19 protein-coding genes and 1 pseudogene are annotated in these 19,586 nt (G+C 64.4%); 18 read left to right on the top strand and 2 right to left on the bottom strand.

Annotation, left to right across the window (positions count from 1 at the left end):
- Positions 1 to 12 precede the first annotated feature (12 nt).
- The 11 genes from cmk to ABIC51_RS10920 all read left to right on the top strand — a co-directional run bounded on the left by cmk (position 13) and on the right by ABIC51_RS10920 (position 11,142).
- Complete coding sequence (cmk, locus tag ABIC51_RS10970) at positions 13 to 699, top strand: (d)CMP kinase (RefSeq protein ID WP_006476573.1); 687 nt, start codon at positions 13 to 15, stop codon at positions 697 to 699.
- A gap of 142 nt (positions 700 to 841) precedes the next feature.
- Positions 842 to 2,554 carry a 30S ribosomal protein S1 gene (gene rpsA / locus ABIC51_RS10965; protein WP_027788061.1) on the top strand — a complete coding sequence of 571 codons (1,713 nt, stop codon included), beginning with the start codon at positions 842 to 844 and terminating at the stop codon, positions 2,552 to 2,554.
- A gap of 22 nt (positions 2,555 to 2,576) precedes the next feature.
- Entirely contained in the window at positions 2,577 to 2,900 is a 324-nt protein-coding gene (locus ABIC51_RS10960; RefSeq protein WP_175897853.1) for an integration host factor subunit beta, read from the top strand.
- Positions 2,901 to 3,112: 212 nt separating this feature from the next.
- Positions 3,113 to 3,406 carry a lipopolysaccharide assembly protein LapA domain-containing protein gene (locus tag ABIC51_RS10955; RefSeq protein ID WP_021157458.1) on the top strand — a complete coding sequence of 98 codons (294 nt, stop codon included), beginning with the start codon at positions 3,113 to 3,115 and terminating at the stop codon, positions 3,404 to 3,406.
- Positions 3,407 to 3,459: 53 nt separating this feature from the next.
- Entirely contained in the window at positions 3,460 to 4,632 is a 1,173-nt protein-coding gene (gene lapB / locus ABIC51_RS10950) for a lipopolysaccharide assembly protein LapB (RefSeq protein WP_059485227.1), read from the top strand.
- A gap of 90 nt (positions 4,633 to 4,722) precedes the next feature.
- The gene (locus tag ABIC51_RS10945; protein ID WP_027788058.1) at positions 4,723 to 6,123 is read left to right on the top strand and encodes a UDP-glucose dehydrogenase family protein; all 1,401 of its coding nucleotides are present in this window, start codon (positions 4,723 to 4,725) and stop codon (positions 6,121 to 6,123) included.
- A gap of 7 nt (positions 6,124 to 6,130) precedes the next feature.
- Positions 6,131 to 7,081 carry a D-glycero-beta-D-manno-heptose-7-phosphate kinase gene (rfaE1, locus tag ABIC51_RS10940; protein ID WP_051363294.1) on the top strand — a complete coding sequence of 317 codons (951 nt, stop codon included), beginning with the start codon at positions 6,131 to 6,133 and terminating at the stop codon, positions 7,079 to 7,081.
- 63 nt (positions 7,082 to 7,144) lie between these two features.
- On the top strand, positions 7,145 to 8,137 hold the full coding sequence (rfaD, locus tag ABIC51_RS10935; protein WP_027788057.1) for an ADP-glyceromanno-heptose 6-epimerase: 993 nt from the start codon (positions 7,145 to 7,147) through the stop codon (positions 8,135 to 8,137).
- A 73-nt stretch (positions 8,138 to 8,210) separates the two neighbouring features.
- Positions 8,211 to 8,558 carry a ComEA family DNA-binding protein gene (locus tag ABIC51_RS10930; RefSeq protein ID WP_060083941.1) on the top strand — a complete coding sequence of 116 codons (348 nt, stop codon included), beginning with the start codon at positions 8,211 to 8,213 and terminating at the stop codon, positions 8,556 to 8,558.
- Positions 8,559 to 8,772: 214 nt separating this feature from the next.
- Complete coding sequence (gene cysM, locus ABIC51_RS10925) at positions 8,773 to 9,675, top strand: cysteine synthase CysM (protein ID WP_027788056.1); 903 nt, start codon at positions 8,773 to 8,775, stop codon at positions 9,673 to 9,675.
- 100 nt (positions 9,676 to 9,775) lie between these two features.
- A protein-coding gene (locus ABIC51_RS10920) for an IS3 family transposase (protein WP_088506925.1) occupies positions 9,776 to 11,142 on the top strand; the annotation gives its coding sequence in 2 pieces (ribosomal slippage) (positions 9,776 to 10,238 and positions 10,238 to 11,142; 1,368 coding nt in all).
- 66 nt (positions 11,143 to 11,208) lie between these two features.
- Here ABIC51_RS10920 and mltB read toward each other — a convergent pair.
- Entirely contained in the window at positions 11,209 to 12,552 is a 1,344-nt protein-coding gene (gene mltB, locus ABIC51_RS10915) for a lytic murein transglycosylase B (RefSeq protein ID WP_174414538.1), read from the bottom strand.
- A gap of 43 nt (positions 12,553 to 12,595) precedes the next feature.
- On the opposite strand from mltB, the gene ABIC51_RS10910 reads away from it, so the two are divergent.
- Positions 12,596 to 13,519: a histone deacetylase family protein gene (locus ABIC51_RS10910; protein WP_021157450.1), complete on the top strand. Its 924-nt coding sequence runs from the start codon at positions 12,596 to 12,598 to the stop codon at positions 13,517 to 13,519.
- Between the two features lie 30 nt (positions 13,520 to 13,549).
- On the opposite strand, the gene ABIC51_RS10905 is transcribed toward ABIC51_RS10910, so the two are convergent.
- Complete coding sequence (locus tag ABIC51_RS10905) at positions 13,550 to 14,470, bottom strand: alpha/beta hydrolase (RefSeq protein WP_175897852.1); 921 nt, start codon at positions 14,468 to 14,470, stop codon at positions 13,550 to 13,552.
- 216 nt (positions 14,471 to 14,686) lie between these two features.
- On the opposite strand from ABIC51_RS10905, the gene ABIC51_RS10900 reads away from it, so the two are divergent.
- From ABIC51_RS10900 to ABIC51_RS10875, 6 genes and pseudogenes are all read left to right on the top strand, one after another.
- On the top strand, positions 14,687 to 15,721 hold the full coding sequence (locus tag ABIC51_RS10900) for a methionine ABC transporter ATP-binding protein (protein ID WP_027788053.1): 1,035 nt from the start codon (positions 14,687 to 14,689) through the stop codon (positions 15,719 to 15,721).
- Positions 15,711 to 16,364 carry a methionine ABC transporter permease gene (locus tag ABIC51_RS10895; protein ID WP_006486982.1) on the top strand — a complete coding sequence of 218 codons (654 nt, stop codon included), beginning with the start codon at positions 15,711 to 15,713 and terminating at the stop codon, positions 16,362 to 16,364. The genes ABIC51_RS10900 and ABIC51_RS10895 overlap by 11 nt, the downstream gene beginning before the upstream one ends.
- A gap of 31 nt (positions 16,365 to 16,395) precedes the next feature.
- On the top strand, positions 16,396 to 17,190 hold the full coding sequence (locus ABIC51_RS10890; RefSeq protein WP_027788052.1) for a MetQ/NlpA family ABC transporter substrate-binding protein: 795 nt from the start codon (positions 16,396 to 16,398) through the stop codon (positions 17,188 to 17,190).
- A gap of 228 nt (positions 17,191 to 17,418) precedes the next feature.
- Complete coding sequence (locus tag ABIC51_RS10885) at positions 17,419 to 18,168, top strand: electron transfer flavoprotein subunit beta/FixA family protein (protein WP_021157446.1); 750 nt, start codon at positions 17,419 to 17,421, stop codon at positions 18,166 to 18,168.
- Between the two features lie 16 nt (positions 18,169 to 18,184).
- Positions 18,185 to 19,120: an electron transfer flavoprotein subunit alpha/FixB family protein gene (locus ABIC51_RS10880; RefSeq protein ID WP_175853251.1), complete on the top strand. Its 936-nt coding sequence runs from the start codon at positions 18,185 to 18,187 to the stop codon at positions 19,118 to 19,120.
- Between the two features lie 98 nt (positions 19,121 to 19,218).
- Positions 19,219 to 19,586, top strand: a pseudogene (locus ABIC51_RS10875) (acyl-CoA dehydrogenase N-terminal domain-containing protein); the annotation flags it as partial.

The following is a 19,586-nucleotide window of genomic DNA, read 5'->3' as shown; positions in this document are numbered from 1 at the left end:
CCGACTGTTCCGATGAAATCGACCCGACCCTTTCACCCGACTCCCGTCATCACGATCGACGGTCCCACTGCTTCCGGCAAGGGCACCGTCGCCGCGCTCGTCGCCGCGCATCTCGGCTTCCACCTGCTCGACAGCGGCGCGCTGTACCGCCTCGCCGCGCTCGCGAGCGTGCGCTACGGCATCGCGGCAGAGGACATCGACGCGCTGGTGAAGCTGATCGACGATCTCCACATCACGTTCCGGGAGGGCTGCGCGCAGCTCGACGGCGTCGATGTGTCGAACGACATCCGTGCCGAAGCGGTCGGCAACCGCGCATCGGCGATTGCCGTGCATGGGCCGGTGCGCACCGCGCTCGTCGCGCGTCAGCGCGCGTTCCGCAAGACGCCGGGCCTCGTTGCAGACGGGCGCGACATGGGCACCGTGATCTTCCCGGACGCCGTGTTGAAGGTGTTCCTGACGGCCAGCGCCGAGGCGCGCGCGACCAGACGGCATAAGCAATTGATGCAAAAAGGTTTTTCTGCTAATATAGATGACTTGCTCCGGGATCTTCGTGAACGTGACGCGCGCGACAGCAATCGCGCGGCCGCGCCGCTGAAGCCTGCGGCAGATGCCAAGCTGCTCGATACGTCGGCGCTTTCGGTCGATGAAGCGGTCGACCAGGTGCTGCAGTGGTACCGGGCGCTCGGCCAGCCCGCCTGAGAAGGCGGGTAGCAGTAGGTGTTCCGCGTCGCAAGCGCGGAGCGTGTTTCGAACCCTTAACCCCGTGTGGTCGTCGATCTGGCCCTTTCAGCCTGCCATTCCGGCCGGCGTGGCACAGCGATCCATGCACAATCAGATTTTTATGTCCGACCTGCAAACCTCCACCCCGAATACTGAATCTTTCGCGGCTCTGTTCGAAGAGTCGCTGACCCGCCAAGACATGCGCGCCGGCGAAGTGATTTCCGCCGAAGTCGTGCGCGTCGACCACAACTTCGTGGTCGTCAATGCAGGCCTGAAGTCCGAGGCTTACATTCCGATCGAGGAATTCCTGAACGATCAGGGCGAGGTTGAGGTGCAGTCGGGCGATTTCGTGTCCGTCGCGATCGACGCACTCGAAAACGGCTACGGCGACACGATCCTGTCGCGCGACAAGGCGAAGCGCCTTGCATCGTGGCTGTCGCTGGAAAAGGCTCTCGACAACAACGAACTCGTCACCGGCACGATCACCGGCAAGGTGAAGGGCGGCATGACCGTGATGGTCAACGGCATCCGTGCGTTCCTGCCGGGTTCGCTGGTCGACACGCGTCCGGTCAAGGACACGACCCCGTACGAAGGCAAGACGCTCGAGTTCCGCGTGATCAAGCTCGATCGCAAGCGTAACAACGTCGTGCTGTCGCGTCGTGCAGTGATCGAAGCAACCCAAGGCGAAGAGCGCGCGAAGCTGCTCGAGACGCTGAAGGAAGGCGCGATCGTCAACGGCGTGGTCAAGAACATCACCGACTACGGCGCGTTCGTCGACCTCGGCGGCATCGACGGCCTGCTGCACATCACCGACATCGCATGGCGTCGTGTGCGTCACCCGAGCGAAGTCCTGTCGGTTGGCCAGGAAGTCACCGCGAAGATCCTCAAGTTCGACCAAGAGAAGAACCGCGTCTCGCTGGGCATCAAGCAACTGGGCGACGATCCGTGGGAAGGCATCTCGCGCCGTTACCCGTCGGGCACGCGCCTGTTCGGCAAGGTCACGAACATCACCGACTACGGCGCATTCGTCGAAGTGGAATCGGGCATCGAAGGCCTCGTCCACGTGTCGGAAATGGACTGGACCAACAAGAACGTTGCTCCGTCGAAGGTTGTCCAGCTGGGCGACGAAGTCGAAGTCATGGTCCTCGAGATCGACGAAGACCGTCGTCGTATCAGCCTCGGCATGAAGCAGTGCAAGCCGAATCCGTGGGATGACTTCAGCCGCAACTTCAAGAAGGGCGACAAGATCACGGGCGCAATCAAGTCGATCACCGACTTCGGCGTGTTCATCGGTCTGCCGGGCGGCATCGACGGCCTGGTCCACCTGTCGGACCTGTCGTGGAGCGAAGCCGGCGAAGAAGCCGTTCGCAAGTACAAGAAGGGCGACGAAGTCGAAGCGATCGTGCTCGGTATCGACGTCGAGAAGGAGCGTATTTCGCTCGGCATCAAGCAGCTCGAAGGCGACCCGTTCAGCAACTACGTTGCAATGAACGACAAGGGCTCGATCGTCGACGGCGTCGTGAAGACGGTCGATGCGAAGGGTGCGGTCGTCACGCTGACGGGCGACATCGAAGGCTACCTGCGTGCGTCGGAAATCTCGCAGGATCGCGTCGAAGACGCACGCAACGTGCTGAAGGAAGGCGACAAGGTCAACGCGATGGTGATCAACATCGATCGCAAGTCGCGCGGCATCAACCTGTCGATCAAGGCGAAGGATTCGGCTGAACAACAGGAAGCGATCCGCGGCCTGCAGTCGGACACCAGCGCTGCTGCGACCGGTACGACCAACCTCGGCGCGCTGCTGAAGGCGAAGCTCGACGGCCAGAACCAGTAAGCCTCACGAGGTCTGCTGAAGTATGACCAAATCCGAGTTGGTCGCGCAGCTGGCATCGCGATTTCCGCAACTTGTCCTCAAGGATGCGGATTTCGCGGTGAAAACGATGCTCGATGCGATGTCTGACGCTCTGGCGAAAGGGCATCGTATCGAAATTCGGGGTTTCGGCAGCTTTGGCCTCAACCGTCGCCCGGCGCGCGTCGGACGCAACCCGAAGTCAGGGGAGAAAGTGCAGGTGCCCGAGAAGTTCGTGCCGCACTTCAAGCCTGGCAAGGAATTGCGGGAACGCGTCGACGGCCGCACCGGTGAGCCGCTGAAGGCTGACGATCCGGACGACGAGCGTTGAGCGTCACCCGGATTGCCCGGAACCCATCCGGCGAAGGCTGAAAAGAAAAGCGCCCCTTGCGGGCGCTTTTTTCATTTCCGGCGATTGCGACGCAACGGGTGCGTGCAGGATGTGCGCAGCCGCGGAAACGCTTCCTTTACAATACGGGTCGATTCGGCGCGACGAAGGGGAGTCGCGCGCGCCGCGGCAAACCTCAACAAAGAGAGGGCTTCATGAAGTTTATCGTCTGGCTGATCCGGGTATTGGTGTTCGTACTGCTGCTGGTGCTTGCGCTGGCCAATACGCAAACCGCGACGCTGAATTTCGTGGCCGGCTATTCATGGCAGGCGCCGCTGATCCTGATCGGCCTCGCGTTCTTCGCCGTGGGGCTGCTGGCCGGCTTGCTGTCCGCGCTGCCTTCGATCTTCCGCCTGCGTCTCGAGAACGGGCGCCTGAAGCGCGATCTGCGCGCGGCACGCGAAACGCCGGCCGTCATCGACCAGCCGCCGATGCCGCCCGTCATTTAACACGGACGCCGCGCGATCATCGCGCGGTTTTCGTCTCTGCTTCGATATTTCGCATGGATCTGGATTTCTGGTGGTTGCTCGCGATTCCGGTCGCGTTCGCGCTCGGTTGGGCGGCGTCACGCTATGACCTTAAGAATCTCCTGTCGGAGAGTGCCAACCTGCCGCGCTCGTATTTCCGCGGCCTGAATTTTCTGTTGAACGAACAACCCGACAAGGCGATCGACGCGTTCATCGAGGTCGCCAAGCTGGATCCCGAGACGGTCGAGCTGCACTTCGCGCTCGGCAACCTGTTTCGCCGCCGCGGCGAAACCGACCGCGCGATCCGCGTGCACCAGAACCTGCTGAGCCGCACGGACCTGCCGGTCAACGAGCGCGATCACGCGCTGTACGAACTCGGCCAGGATTTCCTGAAGGCCGGCCTGCTCGATCGCGCCGAGGAGGCGTTCCACAAACTCGCCGACGGCGATTACGCACTCGGCGCGCAGCGGGCGCTGCTGACGATCTACGAGATCGAGAAGGACTGGAACAAGTCGATCGATACGGCGAAGCGCATCGAGTCGATGAGCGACAAACCGCTCGGCGTCGAAATTGCGCAGTTTCACTGCGAACTTGCGCAGGATGCGCTGCAGCGCAAGAACGCGGCAGCGGCTGCCGAACAGTTGCGCCTCGCGTTGACCGTGAACCCGCAGAACGTTCGCGCGACGATCCTCTCCGGCGACGCCGCGGCGGCCGAGGGCAACCACGCGGCCGCGATCGAGCACTGGAAGCGCGTCGAAGCGCAGAATCCGGCGTATCTGCCGCTCGTCGCCGACAAGCTGATGAAGGCGTACGTCGCGCTCGGCAAGAACGCCGAAGGCGCCGAGCTGCTGATGGGCTATGTCGACCGCTATCCGTCGAACGACCTGCTCGACATCGCATACCAGCACATCGCGGGCTTGCGCGGCCAGGACGCGGCGCACACGCTCGCGCGCACGCAGATGGAGAAGTCGCCGAACCTGTCGGGGATGCTGCACCTGCTCGATGCGCAGATCGCGGCGGCCGACGAGCCGCGCCGTAAGGAACTTGAAATGATGCGTGCGCTGATCAAGCAGCGCACCAAGAATTTGCCACGGTATACGTGCCAGAATTGCGGTTTCCGGGCGCGCAATTTCTACTGGCAGTGTCCGGGCTGCAGCGGCTGGGAAACCTATGCGCCGCGTCGCGTCGATCCTGCGATGCCGGGCTGATCCCGGCACGCGGAGCCAACGCGCTGCGGTTGCCGCCGGGTTCGTCCCGGCGGCCAAGTTAGTCAATTACCGGGAAGTACCGGAACATCTATGAAAATCACCATCATCGGCACCGGCTATGTCGGTCTCGTCACGGGCGCCTGCCTGGCGGAGATCGGCCACGACGTATTCTGCCTCGACGTCGATCCGCGCAAGATCGACATCCTGAACAACGGCGGGATGCCGATTCACGAACCTGGGCTGCTGGACATCATCGCGCGCAACCGCGCAGCGGGGCGCCTGCGCTTCTCGACCGACATCGAGGCAAGCGTCGCGCACGGCGAGATCCAGTTCATCGCCGTCGGCACGCCGCCCGACGAGGACGGCTCGGCCGACCTGCAGTACGTGCTCGAAGCCGCGCGCAACATCGGCCGCCACATGACGGGCTTCAAGGTGATCGTCGACAAGTCGACGGTGCCGGTCGGTACCGCACAGCGCGTGCGCGGCGTGGTCGACGAAGCGCTTGCCGCCCGCGGGTTGGCAGGCAGCGTCGCGCATCGCTTCTCGGTCGTGTCGAACCCGGAGTTCCTGAAGGAAGGCGCCGCGGTCGAGGACTTCATGCGTCCGGACCGGATCATCATTGGCGTCGACGACGACGAGACGGGCACGATCGCGCGCGAGAAGATGAAGAAGCTCTACGCGCCGTTCAACCGCAACCATGAGCGCACGATCTACATGGACGTGCGTTCGGCGGAATTCGCGAAATATGCGGCGAATGCGATGCTTGCAACGCGTATCTCGTTCATGAACGAGATGTCGAATCTCGCCGACAAGGTCGGCGCCGACATCGAGGCCGTGCGCCGCGGGATCGGCTCCGATCCGCGCATCGGCTATCACTTCCTGTACGCCGGCGTCGGCTACGGCGGCTCGTGCTTCCCGAAGGACGTCCAGGCGCTGATTCGCACGGCCGGCGAGAACGGCCAGCCGTTGCGCATCCTGGAAGCCGTCGAGGCAGCCAACCATGCGCAGAAGGACGTGCTGATCGGCAAGATCGAGCAGCGCTTCGGTGCCGACCTGACCGGCCGCGAGTTCGCGGTCTGGGGCCTGGCGTTCAAGCCGAACACCGATGACATGCGCGAGGCGCCGAGCCGCCGCCTGATCGCCGCGCTCCTCGAACGCGGCGCGACCGTGCGTGCGTACGATCCGGTCGCGGTCGACGAGGCGCGGCGCGTGTTTGCGCTCGATTTCGGTACCGATCCGGACGCGCTGGCGCGGCTGCATCTCGTCGACACGCAGGACATCGCCGTGACGGGCGCGGACGCGCTCGTGATCGTGACCGAGTGGAAGGAATTCCGGAGCCCTGATTTCACGCGCCTGAAGGCGGAACTGAAGGCGCCGGTGATCTTCGACGGGCGCAACCTGTACGAGCCGGATGCGATGGCCGAACTCGGCATCGACTACTACGCGATCGGCCGGCCGTATGTCGATCCCCAGTCGTCCTCCCGTGGCTGATCACACGATGAATACTCTCCGCGAGGTCGTTCCGGTGCCGCGTGCGCAACTCGCGCGCTCGCGCGTGCTCGTCGTCGGCGACGTGATGCTCGACCGTTACTGGTTCGGTAACGTCGATCGCATTTCGCCCGAGGCGCCCGTGCCGGTCGTGCACGTGCAGCGCCAGGAAGAGCGGCTCGGCGGTGCGGCCAACGTCGCGCGCAACGCCGTGACGCTCGGCGGCCAGGCCGGGTTGCTGTGCGTCGTCGGGTGCGACGAACCCGGCGAGCGCATCGTCGAACTGCTCGGCAGCAGCGGCGTGACGCCGCATCTCGAGCGCGACCCGGCGCTGCCGACCACGATCAAGCTGCGCGTGCTCGCGCGCCAGCAGCAACTGCTGCGCGTCGACTTCGAGGCCATGCCGACGCACGAGGTGCTGCTCGCGGGGCTCGCGCGCTTCGATGCGCTGCTGCCGCAGCACGACGTCGTGCTGATGTCGGATTACGCGAAAGGCGGCCTGACGCACGTCACGACGATGATCGAGAAGGCGCGCGCGGCCGGCAAGTCCGTCCTCGTCGACCCGAAGGGCGACGACTGGGCGCGCTATCGCGGTGCGTCGCTGATCACGCCGAATCGCGCGGAATTGCGCGAAGTGGTCGGGCAGTGGAAATCGGAAGACGATCTGCGCGCACGTGTCGCGAAGCTGCGCGCGGAACTCGACATCGACGCGCTGCTGCTCACGCGTTCGGAAGAAGGCATGACGCTGTTTTCCGCCACCGGCGAACTGCACGCACCGGCGCTCGCGCGCGAGGTGTTCGACGTGTCGGGCGCGGGCGATACCGTGATCGCCACGGTCGCGACGATGCTCGGTGCAGGCGTGCCGCTCGTCGACGCCGTCGTGCTCGCGAATCGCGCGGCAGGCATCGTGGTCGGCAAGCTCGGCACGGCCACGGTGGACTACGACGAACTGTTTCATTGAGCGCATGCGGCGGCGCGATGAGCGCGCCGCACGCATGGCTCGCACTTTTCAGGCAGGACGATCATGACCCTCATCGTCACCGGCGCAGCCGGTTTTATCGGCGCAAACATCGTCAAGGCGCTCAACGAGCGCGGCGAGACGCGCATCATCGCGGTCGACAACCTGACGCGCGCGGACAAGTTCCGGAATCTCGTCGATTGCGAGATCGACGACTATCTGGACAAGTCGGAATTCGTCGAACGTTTCGCGCGCGGCGATTTCGGCAAGGTGCGCGCGGTGTTCCACGAAGGTGCGTGCTCGGACACGATGGAAACCGACGGCCGCTACATGATGGACAACAACTTCCGCTACAGCCGCGCGTTGCTCGACACCTGCCTCGCACAGGGCACGCAGTTCCTGTACGCGTCGTCGGCGGCGACCTACGGCGGCTCGACGCGATTCGTCGAGGAGCGCGACGTCGAGGCGCCGCTGAATGTCTACGGCTATTCGAAGTTCCTGTTCGACCAGGTGGTCCGTCGTGTGCTGCCGACCGCGCAGAGCCAGATCGCCGGCTTCCGCTATTTCAACGTGTACGGCCCGCGCGAGACGCACAAGGGCCGCATGGCGTCGGTCGCGTTCCACAACTTCAACCAGTTCCGTGCGGAAGGCAAGGTGAAGCTGTTCGGCGAGTACAACGGCTACGCACCGGGCGAGCAGACGCGTGACTTCGTGTCGATCGAGGACGTGACCAAGGTGAACCTGTTCTTCTTCGATCATCCGGAGAAGTCGGGCATCTTCAACCTCGGAACCGGCCGTGCGCAGCCGTTCAACGATATCGCGTCGACGGTCGTGAATACGTTGCGCGCGCTCGACAACCTGCCGCCGCTGACGCTCGCGCAGCAGGTCGAGCAAGGGCTGATCGAATACGTGCCGTTCCCCGATGCGCTGCGCGGCAAGTACCAGTGCTTCACTCAGGCCGACCAGACGAAACTGCGCGCGGCCGGTTACGACGCACCGTTCCTGACCGTGCAGGAAGGCGTCGACCGCTACGTGCGTTGGCTATCCGGCCAGGTTTAAACGGAAGCGTTGCATCGATAGACTGGGTCTCACGGTCGGCAGCCGCCGGCCGTATTCATCGGAGATCCAGCACATGATCAGAAAATGGTTGGCCGCAGCGGCAATGCTCGGCACGATTGCCTCGGCCTGGGCGGCCGTCGACGTCAACACCGCCAACGAGGATGCGCTCGTCGGCATCAAGGGTATCGGCCCGGCGCGGGCAAAGGCGATTCTCGACGAACGCGGCGCACGCGGTCCGTTCAGGAATGCGGAGGATCTCGCCGCACGCGTGAAAGGCATGGGCGGCCATACCGTCGAGCGGCTTCAGCAGGAAGGCTTGACGATCGGTGCGGCCGGCACGGGTGCCGCGCAGCCGGCCACGGGCAAGCCGGCCGCCGGCAAGCCTGCGGCCGCACCTGCCCGCACCACCACGCAGAAGTAACGCGTCGCGCGCAGCCGACAACAAGCTCCTTCAGTCGCCGTCGTTGCGACGGCTTCCCGCGGCATGCCGCGGGTTTTTTGCGTGGGCACGGCGCATGCGGCGTCCACGCGTTGCGCGGCATGCGTATTCCATCGCCGCAATGGGGTTGCCGGCGCGAGCAGCGGTGCTGGTTTACAATCGATCGATTGATCGGCCTCGTACTCACGGTATATCCATGGCTTACAAAACTATCGAAGACACGATCGGCAATACGCCGCTCGTCCAACTGGTCCGCTTGCCGGACGACGAGATTCGCGCGCGCAACAACGTGGTGCTCGCGAAGCTCGAAGGCAACAATCCGGCCGGTTCCGTGAAGGATCGCCCGGCGTTGTCGATGATCAGCAAGGCCGAGGCGCGCGGGCGCATCAAGCCGGGCGACACGCTGATCGAGGCGACCAGCGGCAACACCGGTATCGCACTCGCGATGGCAGCGGCGATCCGCGGCTACAAGATGGTGCTGATCATGCCGGAGGACCTGTCGGTCGAGCGCCGCCAGAGCATGGCCGCCTACGGTGCCGAAATCATCCTGACGCCGGTGAAGGGCGGGATGGAACTGGCACGTGATCTCGCGGACGAGATGCAGCGCGAAGGAAAGGGCGTGATCCTCGACCAGTTCGCGAACCCCGACAATCCGATTGCGCACTACGAAGCGACGGGCCCGGAAATCTGGCGCGATACCGAAGGGCGCGTCACGCACTTCGTGTCGGCAATGGGCACGACGGGCACGATCATGGGCACGTCGCGCTATCTGAAGGAGCAAAATCCGGCGATCGAGATCGTCGGTGCGCAGCCGGAAGACGGTTCGCGCATTCCGGGCATCCGCAAGTGGCCGGAAGCCTATATGCCGACGATCTTCGATCGCAGCCGTGTCGACCGCGTCGAGAGCGTGAGCCAGGCTGCGTCGGAAACGATGGCGCGCCGCCTCGCGGCCGTCGAAGGCATCTTCGCGGGCATTTCGTCGGGCGGCGCATGCGAAGTCGCGATGCGCATCGCGCGTCAGGTCGAGAATGCGACGATCGTGTTCATCGTCTGCGATCGCGGCGACCGCTACCTGTCGACGGGCGTGTTTCCTGCCTGAACGCGAGCAGATGCGCGTTGCGCGCGTACGAAAAGAAAGCGCCGCTTGTTGAACTGCACCCCAAAAGTTGGACATCGATCCGACCTTTGGGGTGTTTTTCATGACGAAGTACGACGAGCAGTTCAAACAGCAGGTGGTCAACGCGTATCTGCGTGGCGATATTGGTTTTGATGCACTGGCAGCCCGTCACGGCATCCATCACGGGATGCTGCAGCGTTGGGTTGCGGCGTACCGCACGCATGGCCGTGCGGGACTGCAGAGGAAATACAGCAGCTACGACGCACAGTTCAAGCTGCGGGTGTTGCAGCACATGTGGCGCGATGAGCTGTCCCTGCGCGAAGTCTCAGCGCTATATGACATTCGCGATGCAGGTAGCGTGGCGCGCTGGGCGCGTCTGTATGATGAGGGCGGTATGAACGCTTTGACGCCCCGGCCGCGAGGGCGTCCTCGAAAGATGACCGCCTCTCAGCCCGACCAGCCCACCGAAGCTAAAGCACCGGACACCCGCCCACGCGAGGAACTACTCAAAGAGATCGAGTCTCTGCGCGCGGAGGTGGCCTACCTAAAAAAGCTCGATGCGCTGCTGCAAGCGAAGAATCAGGCAGCGCAAAAGAAAAAACGCAAATAGTGCGTGAGCTCAGACAACATCATCCGGTGGCCGCGCTCCTGAAGGTGGCTGGTTTGGCGCGTAGCACGTTCTATTACCAACTCAGAACGTTGGACGCCGACGACCGACACGCTGATCTCAAGACGAAGATCCGGACGGTGTTCGAACGCCATAAGGGACGCTACGGCTATCGGCGCGTCACGGCTGCCATCCGGCAGGCCGGTCACCTGGTCAACCACAAAGCCGTACAACGGCTGATGCAGCAATTGCAACTGAAGTCCCTGGTGCGCCCGAAGAAATACCGCTCCTGGCGAGGTGAGGTTGGCCAAGCCGCACCCAACCTGCTGCAACGTCAGTTCAGTGCTACGCAGCCCAACCAAAAGTGGGTGACGGATGTGACGGAATTCAATGTCGGCGGCCAGAAGCTGTATCTGTCGCCGGTGATGGATCTGTACAACGGCGAGATCGTGGCTTACCAGATGGATCGACGTCCAAGCTTCGAGCTGGTCAGCGACATGTTGAAGAAGGCCTTAACCAAACTCGGACGCAAGGAGCGACCATTGCTGCATTCGGATCAGGGCTGGCAATATCGGATGCCGGCGTTCCGTCGGCAGTTGAAGCGACGCAAGCTGACCCAGAGCATGTCCCGCAAGGGCAACTGCCTTGACAATGCCGCGATGGAAAGCTTCTTCGGGACGCTAAAGTCCGAGTGCTATCGGCCACAACGCTTCACTTGCGTGGAGCAGTTACGCCAGACGCTGGATCACTACATCCATTACTACAACCACGAACGAATCAGGCTCAAATTGAAAGGCCTGAGTCCCGTGCAATACAGGACCCAGGCCTTGGCCGCCGCCTAATTTTTAACTGTCCAACTTCGTGGGGTCAGTTCATTGTGCGGCGCTTTTTCATTGGGCGGGCGGTGCTTACTGCGACTGTGTATCGGTGGTACTCGGCTGAAGTGCGCCGCTCGCTTCCATCTGCGCCTTGACGGCCTCGCCAAGCTGGTACACGGTAAGCGCGTAGAAGAAGCTGCGGTTGTAGCGCGTCAGCACGTAGAAATTCTTGAGCCCGAGCATGTATTCGGTCGCGCGGCCCGGCGACGGCAGGTCGACCACCGTCACGGGCGTGCCGGCTTCGGTCGTGATGTTGACCGTCGGCTCGTTCAGCGTCATGCCCGCGCGCAGCAGTTGCGACAGTGCCCAGTGCGGTTCGGGCTGGCCGTCGGCGGCGGCCTGTGCGATCCCCAGGCTGCCCGTGTCGGGCGTGATCTGCCAGACCACCGGTCGGTCGGTTTCCCAGCCGTGCTGCTTCAGGTAGTTCGCGACGCTGCCGATCGCATCGACAGGACTGCTGCGCAGGTCGACATGGCCCGTGCCGTCGAAGTCGACCGCATATTCGCGGATGCTGCTCGGCAGGAACTGAGGAATCCCGATCGCGCCCGTATACGAACCGAGCACGGTCGTCGGGTCGAGCTGGTTGTCGCGGGTCCAGACCAGGAAATCCTCGAGGTTCTTGCGGAACGTCGCCTGGCGGCTGTCACGATTCGGCGTGTCCGGATAGTCGAACGTGAGCGTCGTCAGCGCGTCGAGCACGCGGAAATTGCCCATGTAGCGGCCGTAGATCGTCTCGACACCGATGATGCCGACGATCACCTCGGGCGGCACGCCGAATTGCTCGGATGCACGCTGCAGCGTTGCCTGGTTCGCCTTCCAGAATTTCACGCCCGCGTTGATGCGGATCGGCTCGATGAAGCGCGAGCGATAGACGCGCCAGTTCTTGACCGTCGGCGACGGGGCCGGTTTCACGAGCTTGACCGCTGTCGCCGAATAGCTGATGCGCGAGAACAGCGCATGCAGGCTCGCGGAGTCGAAGCCGTTGCGGCTGACCATCTCGTCGATGAACGCGTCGACCTTCGCGTTGTTCGCGTAACGCTGCGGAACGATTTCCTCTTCGAAGGTCTGGCCTTGCGGCGTCGGCTGTTGCGGCTGGGCCTGTGCGACGAGCGTGCCCGCGGGCTTCGCGGGTTGCGTCTGCGCGCCGGCGGGCGCGGTGCCGAGGGCCGCGACGACAGCGGCCGCGACGAGCGGAGCGCGAACACGGAACAGCGCGGAGAGAAGGGCGGCAGGCTTGCTGGAATTCATGTCGAAGCGGGCGGACAGGGCGATTGGGTTCGGCGCAGTATACCCGACGGATCCGGCGCGCCGGGGCGTGGCAGGCCCCCGTTGTGGTAAGTTAGCGGCGAATTCGCGGCAGACGATGGACATCATTGATGGAGACCTGCGGCGCACCGTGCGCCGCGGATGACAGCTTATGGCAACCGCTTTCTATACGCACCCCGACTGCATGCTGCACGAGATGGGGGAATGGCATCCGGAATGTCCGGCCCGCCTGTCGGCGATCCAGGATCAACTGATCGCGAGCCGCATCGACGATCTGATCGTGCACGAAACCGCGCCGTTCGCGAGCGAGGTGGCGCTGGGCCGGGTGCATACGCAGGCGCACATCGACTACATCCGGAGCATGACGCCGGTCGACGGCTACGTCGAGATCGATCCCGATACGCTGATGAACCGCGATACGTGGCGCGCGGCGCTGCGTGCGGCCGGCGCCGCGATCGCGGCGACCGACGCGGTGATCGAAGGCCGCTATGCGAATGCGTTCTGTGGTGTGCGTCCGCCCGGCCATCATGCGGAGCCTGCGCGCGCGATGGGTTTCTGCTTCTTCAACAACGTCGCGATTGCCGCGCGACATGCGCTCGACGTACACGGTCTGGAGCGTGTCGCGATCATCGATTTCGACGTGCATCACGGCAACGGCACCGAGGCGGCATTCGCGAACGACGAGCGGGTGCTGATGTGCAGTTTCTTCCAGCATCCGCTGTACCCGTTCTCGGGCGTCGATCACCAGGCGCCGAACATGGTCAACCTGCCGATGCCCGCGCGCAGCAACGGGATGGCGATCCGCGAAGCCGTCGACATGTTCTGGCTGCCGCGCCTCGATGCGTTCAAGCCGCAGATGCTGTTCGTGTCCGCGGGTTTCGATGCGCATCGCGAGGACGACATCGGCAACCTCGGCCTCGTCGAAGCCGACTTCGAATGGTTGACCGCGCAGATCGTCGAGGTGGCGCGCCGGCATGCGCAGGGGCGCATCGTGAGCTGCCTCGAAGGCGGCTACAACCTGTCCGCGCTCGGGCGCAGCGTCGTCGCGCACCTGCGCGTACTGGCCGGCATCTGACGATCGCGTGACCGGCCGGGCCGGGCGCGCTCAGCGCGCCGGCACGTGCGCATGAATCCACGCGATCAGCGCGTCGATCACGCGATCGCGTTCGAGATCGTTCATCGTTTCGTGAAAGCCGCCTTCGTACAGCGTCAGCGTGCGATCGGGCGAGCCGACGCGCGCACCGAACGCACGGCTGCCGTCGGGTTCGGTCAACTTGTCCTCGGTGCCGTGATAGACGAGCACCGGAACGCGCAGCCCGCCGCGACCGCTTTCGATGCGTGCCATCGCGTCGAGAATCTCCGCGCCGGTGCGCGCGGGCACCGGGCCGTGATGGACGAGCGGATCGGCGCGATTGGCTGCGACGATGGCCGGATCGCGCGACAGCAGCGCGGCATCGATCCTGATTGCGGGGAAGGTCGGCCATATGCGGCTGATGACGCGGCTCACAGCGAGCATCCAGCGCGGCACGTCACGTCCCGGCGCGAGCGCCGGGCTCGACAGCACGAGGCCCGTCAGCGCGTGGCCGCGTGCCGGCGCGCGTTCGATCGCGTACAGCGCCGCGACCGCCCCGCCCATGCTGTGCCCCATCAGGAACAGCGGCGAATTGCCGCGTGCGGCTTCGGCGACCAGCGCATCCGCATCGTTCAGGTAGCCGTCGAAGCGCTCGACCCAGGCGCGCTTGCCGGGTGACTGGCCGTGCCCGCGCAGGTCGATCGCGAGCACCTCGATGCCGGCCGCATTCAGCCGGCCGGCGAGCGCGGCATAACGACCCGCGTGTTCGGCAAGGCCATGTACGAGCGCGATCGTCGCGCGCGGCGGCTCGGTGCCGTCGCCAGCCGGCCAGCGGTACGACGCCAGTTCGAGCCCGTCGGCGGTACGCAGGCGGCCCATCGTCGGCGCGGGTGGGGGCGATGGCGCCGGTCCGGCGGTGGCAGGTGCGGCGGCCGGCGTGGTGGTGGCGGTCATCTGGCGTGTCCCCTGTCGGTTGGTTGGTGTTCCGGATCATAGTCGCGGCATCGTCGTGGCGCGCCAGCGGCATCCCTCTAATTTCGTGCGGTTATGAAAAGATCGAAATCGATTATTAAGGGGAATGAGGGGTTTGCGGTAAAATCGACGGTTATTCCAGATGCATCGGCGGCCGACTGGCGGGCCAACTCGCCGGCCGGCCGCCGTTTTGTTTACATGATCGAATTACGCAATCTTTCGCAGCGATTTCCCGGGCCGGGCGGCTGGGTCGAGGCGCTGCGCAACATCAACCTGACGATCCCGCAGGGCGAGGTGTTCGGCATCATCGGCCGAAGCGGCGCCGGCAAGAGCACGCTCGTGCGCACCATCAACCTGCTCACGCGGCCGACCGAAGGCAATGTCGTCGTCGGCGGGCTCGATCTCACGCTGCTGTCGGCTGGCGCGCTGCGCGAGGCGCGACGCGAGATCGGCATGATCTTCCAGCACTTCAACCTGCTGTCGTCGCGCACGGTGTTCGACAACGTCGCGCTGCCGCTCGAGCTGGCCGGCGCAAGCCGTGCCGACATCGAGGCCGCGGTGCTGCCGCTGCTCGACCTCGTCGGGCTGTCCGCGCAGAAGGATCGCTATCCGTCGCAGATCAGCGGCGGGCAGAAGCAGCGCGTCGGCATCGCACGCGCGCTCGCGAGCCAGCCGAAGGTGCTGCTGTCGGACGAAGCGACGTCCGCGCTCGATCCCGAGACCACGCGCTCGATCCTCGACCTGCTGAAGCGCATCAACCGCGAACTCGGCCTGACGATCGTGCTGATCACGCACCAGATGGAAGTGATCAAGCAGGTGTGCGATCGCGTCGCGGTGCTCGATGCGGGGCGCGTGGTCGAGGAAGGCCGCGTGATCGACGTGTTCCTGCAGCCGCATCACGAGGTGACGCGCGCGCTGATCGGCGACGTGATCGCGCAGGAGTTGCCGCCCGCGCTGAAGGCGCGCGTGGCCGAGCGGCTGAAGACCGGCAGCGGGCATCTGCTGCGGCTGGCGTTTACGGGCTCGGGCGTCGACCAGCCGATCCTGTCGGAAACGATCCGTCGGTACGAACTCGATTTCAACATCCTGCATGGCCAGATCGACGAGATCCAGGGTCAGGCATTCGGTTCGCTCGCGGTGCTCGCGGGCGGCGAGCCGGGCAAGGTCGGGCAGGCGCTCGCGTTCCTGCGCGAACAAGGTGTGGTGGTAGAGGAGCTTTCGTATGTTGAGTGAGATGTTCGATATGTTCGTGCAGTCGTTCTGGGAGACGCTGATCATGGTCGGCATCTCCGGGGCGGTCGGCGCGCTCGTCGGCCTGCCGCTCGGCGTGCTGCTCTACCTGACCGACCGCCAGGGCGTGCTGCAGAACCTCGCGGTGAATCGCGTGCTCGGCGGCATCGTGAATGCCGTCCGCTCGACGCCGTTCATCATCCTGCTGGTCGCTGTGATTCCGTTTACGCGGCTCGTCACGGGTTCGTCGATCGGCACGGCCGCGGCGGTCGTGCCGCTGACGCTCGCGGCCGCGCCGTTCATCGCGCGTCTCGTCGAGACGGCGTTGCGCGAAGTCGACCGCGGGCTGATCGAGGCCGCGCAATCGATGGGCGCGACCACGTCGCAGATAGTCTTCAAGGTGCTGTTGCCCGAATCGCTGCCGGGCGTCGTCGCGGGCCTGACGATCACGTTCGTGTCGCTGGTCGGCTATTCGGCGATGGCGGGCGCGATCGGCGGCGGCGGGCTCGGCGATCTCGGGATCCGCTACGGTTATCAGCGCTATCTGCCGGAAGTGATGTGGACGGTCGTCGCGATCCTGATCGTGTTCGTGCAGATCGTGCAGTCGTTCGGCGACTGGCTCGTCCGCCGGCTGAGCCACAAATAAGACGAAATTGATCCGTTAGGGGAGAGAGACGATGCAACGACGCTTCATGCTGAAGTTCGCGGTGGCACTCGGCGCAGCCGCGCTGTTCGCGGGTGCGCACGCGCAGGCCGAAACCATCAAGGTGGGCGTGACGGGTGGGCCGCACGCGCAGATCATGGAGGCGGTAAAGAAGGTCGCGGCGAAGAGCGGCCTCGACATCCGCATCGTCGAATTCTCCGATTACGTGCAGCCGAACGCCGCGCTTGCGTCGGGCGACCTCGATGCGAACAGCTACCAGCACGACCCGTATCTGCAGGCGCAGGTGAAGGATCGCGGCTACAAGCTGATCAAGGTCGCGGATACCGTCACGTTCCCGATGGGCATCTACTCGAAGCGCGTGAAGTCGCTGGCCGAACTGAAGCCGGGCGCGCGCATCGCGGTTCCGAACGATCCGACCAACGGCGGCCGTGCGTTGCTGTTGCTGCAGAAGCAGGGCCTGTTGAAGCTGCGTGCGGACGCGGGGCTGAAGGCGACGCCGCTCGATATCGTCGACAATCCGCGCAAGCTGAAGATCGTCGAGCTTGATGCGGCGCAGATTCCGCGTTCGCTCGGCGACGTCGACGCGGCCGCGATCAATACCAACTACGCGATGGAAGCGGGGTTGAAACCGAAACAGGACGCGATCGCGATCGAAGGGCCGAGCGGCCCGTACGCGAACGTCCTGGCGATCCGCGAGGCGGACCGGAACAAGCCGTGGGTGGCGAAACTGATCGCGGCCTATCATTCGGCCGATGTGAAGCAGTTCATCGAAGGCAAGTTCGGCGGAGCGGTCATTGCCGCCTGGTAACGGGCGAACAACGGGACGCCCGGAGAGATTAGAGTCGATGATCGAAAACCCGGGCTTTGCGTCCGGGTTTTTTCTCTTTTAAAATAGAACGATCGTTCGCTATCATTGGCGCGTCGTCAAGAAGCGGTATCCTCGACAACCATGATGGTTGGGTCCGCTTGGCCGCGCAGTCATGAGGCCTCGCTATAGAATGGCCTCTGGTCGTATTCGTAACTTTGGAGCGTGTGCATGAAAATCCTGGTGCCAGTGAAAAGAGTGGTCGATTACAACGTGAAGGTCCGCGTGAAGTCGGACAACACGGGCGTCGACATCGCGAACGTGAAGATGTCGATGAACCCGTTCGACGAAATCGCGGTGGAAGAAGCGGTGCGCCTGAAGGAAGCGGGCGTCGCGACCGAAGTGATCGCGGTGTCGGTGGGCGTGACGCAAGCGCAGGAAACGCTGCGCACGGCGCTGGCGATCGGCGCGGATCGCGCGATCCTCGTCGAATCGAACGACAGCGTCGAGCCGCTGGCCGTCGCGAAGATCCTGAAGGCGCTGGTCGACAAGGAGCAGCCGCAACTGGTGATCCTCGGCAAGCAGGCAATCGACGACGATTCGAACCAGACGGGCCAGATGCTGGCCGCGCTGGCCGGTCTCCCGCAAGCGACGTTCGCATCGAAGGTCACGATCGCGGACGGCAAGGCAACGGTTGCACGCGAAGTCGACGGCGGCGCGGAAACGCTGTCGCTGACGCTGCCGGCGGTCGTGACGACCGACCTGCGCCTGAACGAGCCGCGCTACGTGACGCTGCCGAACATCATGAAGGCGAAGAAGAAGCCGCTGGAAACGGTGAAGCCGGAAGACCTCGGCGTGGACGTCGCGCCGCGTCTGAAGACGCTGAAGGTGGCCGAGCCGCCGAAGCGCGCAGCCGGCGTGAAGGTGCCGGACGTGAAGACGCTGGTCGAGAAGCTGAAGACCGAAGCCAAGGTGCTGTAAGAGGGAGCGGAAAGAAATGACGATTCTGGTGATTGCAGAACACGACAACGCGTCGATCAAGGCCGCGACGCTGAACACGGTGGCGGCGGCAGCGAAGATCGGCGGTGACATTCACGTGCTGGTCGCAGGCCACAATGCGCAAGGCGCAGCCGACGCGGCAGCGAAGATCGCGGGTGTATCGAAGGTGCTGCTGGCCGATGCGCCGCAACTCGAAGCGGGCCTCGCGGAAAACGTCGAAGCGACCGCGCTGAACATCGCGAAGGACTATTCGCACATCCTCGCGCCGGCGACTGCTTACGGCAAGAACATCGCGCCGCGTATCGCCGCGAAGCTGGACGTCGCGCAGATCTCGGACATCACGGCGGTTGACAGTGCCGACACGTTCGAGCGCCCGATCTACGCGGGCAACGCGATCGCGACGGTGCAGTCGAGCGACCCGATCAAGGTCATCACGGTGCGTGCGACGGGCTTCGATCCGGTGGCCGCCGTTGGCGGCAGCGCGTCGGTCGAGAAGATCGAAGCGGCGGCAGACGCCGGCAAGTCGCAGTTCGTCAGCCGTGAAGTGACGAAGCTGGACCGTCCGGAACTCACGAGCGCGAAGATCATCGTGTCGGGCGGCCGCGGTCTGGGCAGCGGCGAGAACTACACGAAGGTGCTGGAGCCGCTGGCGGACAAGCTGTCGGCGGCACTCGGCGCATCGCGCGCGGCAGTCGACGCTGGCTACGTGCCGAACGACTACCAGGTCGGCCAGACCGGCAAGATCGTCGCACCGCAGCTGTACATCGCGGTGGGCATCTCGGGTGCGATCCAGCATCTGGCCGGCATGAAGGATTCGAAGGTGATCGTCGCGATCAACAAGGATCCGGAAGCGCCGATCTTCAGCGTGGCCGACTACGGCCTCGTCGGCGATCTGTTCACGCTCGTGCCGGAGCTCGTGAACGAGCTCGGCTGACGCAGTGTGACGCTCAGGCGGTAAGCACACGAGAAGAGGGGCGCGACGAGCGCCCCTTTTTTTCGCCATCGACAGAAGAGAGAAGAGGGAGACACACCATGAGCTATAACGCCCCCGTCAAGGACATGCTGTTCGTGCTGAAGGAACTCGCGGGCATCGACGCCGTTGCGCAACTGCCGGGTTTCGAGGACGCCGGTTACGACACGGCGCAGGCCGTGCTCGACGAGTCCGCGAAATTCTGCGGCGAGGTGCTGGCGCCGCTGAACGTCGAAGGCGACCGCAATCCGAGCAGCTGGAAGGACGGTGTCGTGACCGCGACGCCGGGCTTCGGCGAAGCGTTCCGCCAGTTCGTCGAAGGCGGCTGGCAGGGACTGCAGCACCCGTCCGAATACGACGGCCAGGGGCTGCCGAAGCTGATCGCGACGCCGTGCATCGAGATGCTGAACGCGTCGAACCTGTCGTTCGC

The sequence above is a fragment of the Burkholderia sp. 572 genome, assembly GCF_040545135.1.
GTDB classification, from domain to species: Bacteria; Pseudomonadota; Gammaproteobacteria; order Burkholderiales; family Burkholderiaceae; genus Burkholderia; species Burkholderia cepacia.
Note: the sequence above shows the minus strand (reverse complement) of the source record. Positions and strands in the feature narration are given on the sequence as shown.

What these genes read in the sequence shown, in the direction of transcription:
- ABIC51_RS10905 (WP_175897852.1), bottom strand. Translation starts at nt 14,470, where the DNA reads ATGACCGCCACCACCACGCCGGCCGCCGCACCTGCCACCGCCGGACCG.
- ABIC51_RS10880 (WP_175853251.1), top strand. Translation starts at nt 18,185, where the DNA reads ATGACGATTCTGGTGATTGCAGAACACGACAACGCGTCGATCAAGGCC.
- rfaD (WP_027788057.1), top strand. Translation starts at nt 7,145, where the DNA reads ATGACCCTCATCGTCACCGGCGCAGCCGGTTTTATCGGCGCAAACATC.
- ABIC51_RS10885 (WP_021157446.1), top strand. Translation starts at nt 17,419, where the DNA reads ATGAAAATCCTGGTGCCAGTGAAAAGAGTGGTCGATTACAACGTGAAG.
- ABIC51_RS10945 (WP_027788058.1), top strand. Translation starts at nt 4,723, where the DNA reads ATGAAAATCACCATCATCGGCACCGGCTATGTCGGTCTCGTCACGGGC.
- ABIC51_RS10930 (WP_060083941.1), top strand. Translation starts at nt 8,211, where the DNA reads ATGATCAGAAAATGGTTGGCCGCAGCGGCAATGCTCGGCACGATTGCC.
- ABIC51_RS10890 (WP_027788052.1), top strand. Translation starts at nt 16,396, where the DNA reads ATGCAACGACGCTTCATGCTGAAGTTCGCGGTGGCACTCGGCGCAGCC.
- cmk (WP_006476573.1), top strand. Translation starts at nt 13, where the DNA reads ATGAAATCGACCCGACCCTTTCACCCGACTCCCGTCATCACGATCGAC.
- ABIC51_RS10900 (WP_027788053.1), top strand. Translation starts at nt 14,687, where the DNA reads ATGATCGAATTACGCAATCTTTCGCAGCGATTTCCCGGGCCGGGCGGC.
- lapB (WP_059485227.1), top strand. Translation starts at nt 3,460, where the DNA reads ATGGATCTGGATTTCTGGTGGTTGCTCGCGATTCCGGTCGCGTTCGCG.
- ABIC51_RS10960 (WP_175897853.1), top strand. Translation starts at nt 2,577, where the DNA reads ATGACCAAATCCGAGTTGGTCGCGCAGCTGGCATCGCGATTTCCGCAA.
- rpsA (WP_027788061.1), top strand. Translation starts at nt 842, where the DNA reads ATGTCCGACCTGCAAACCTCCACCCCGAATACTGAATCTTTCGCGGCT.
- ABIC51_RS10955 (WP_021157458.1), top strand. Translation starts at nt 3,113, where the DNA reads ATGAAGTTTATCGTCTGGCTGATCCGGGTATTGGTGTTCGTACTGCTG.
- rfaE1 (WP_051363294.1), top strand. Translation starts at nt 6,131, where the DNA reads ATGAATACTCTCCGCGAGGTCGTTCCGGTGCCGCGTGCGCAACTCGCG.
- cysM (WP_027788056.1), top strand. Translation starts at nt 8,773, where the DNA reads ATGGCTTACAAAACTATCGAAGACACGATCGGCAATACGCCGCTCGTC.
- ABIC51_RS10895 (WP_006486982.1), top strand. Translation starts at nt 15,711, where the DNA reads ATGTTGAGTGAGATGTTCGATATGTTCGTGCAGTCGTTCTGGGAGACG.
- ABIC51_RS10910 (WP_021157450.1), top strand. Translation starts at nt 12,596, where the DNA reads ATGGCAACCGCTTTCTATACGCACCCCGACTGCATGCTGCACGAGATG.
- mltB (WP_174414538.1), bottom strand. Translation starts at nt 12,552, where the DNA reads ATGATGTCCATCGTCTGCCGCGAATTCGCCGCTAACTTACCACAACGG.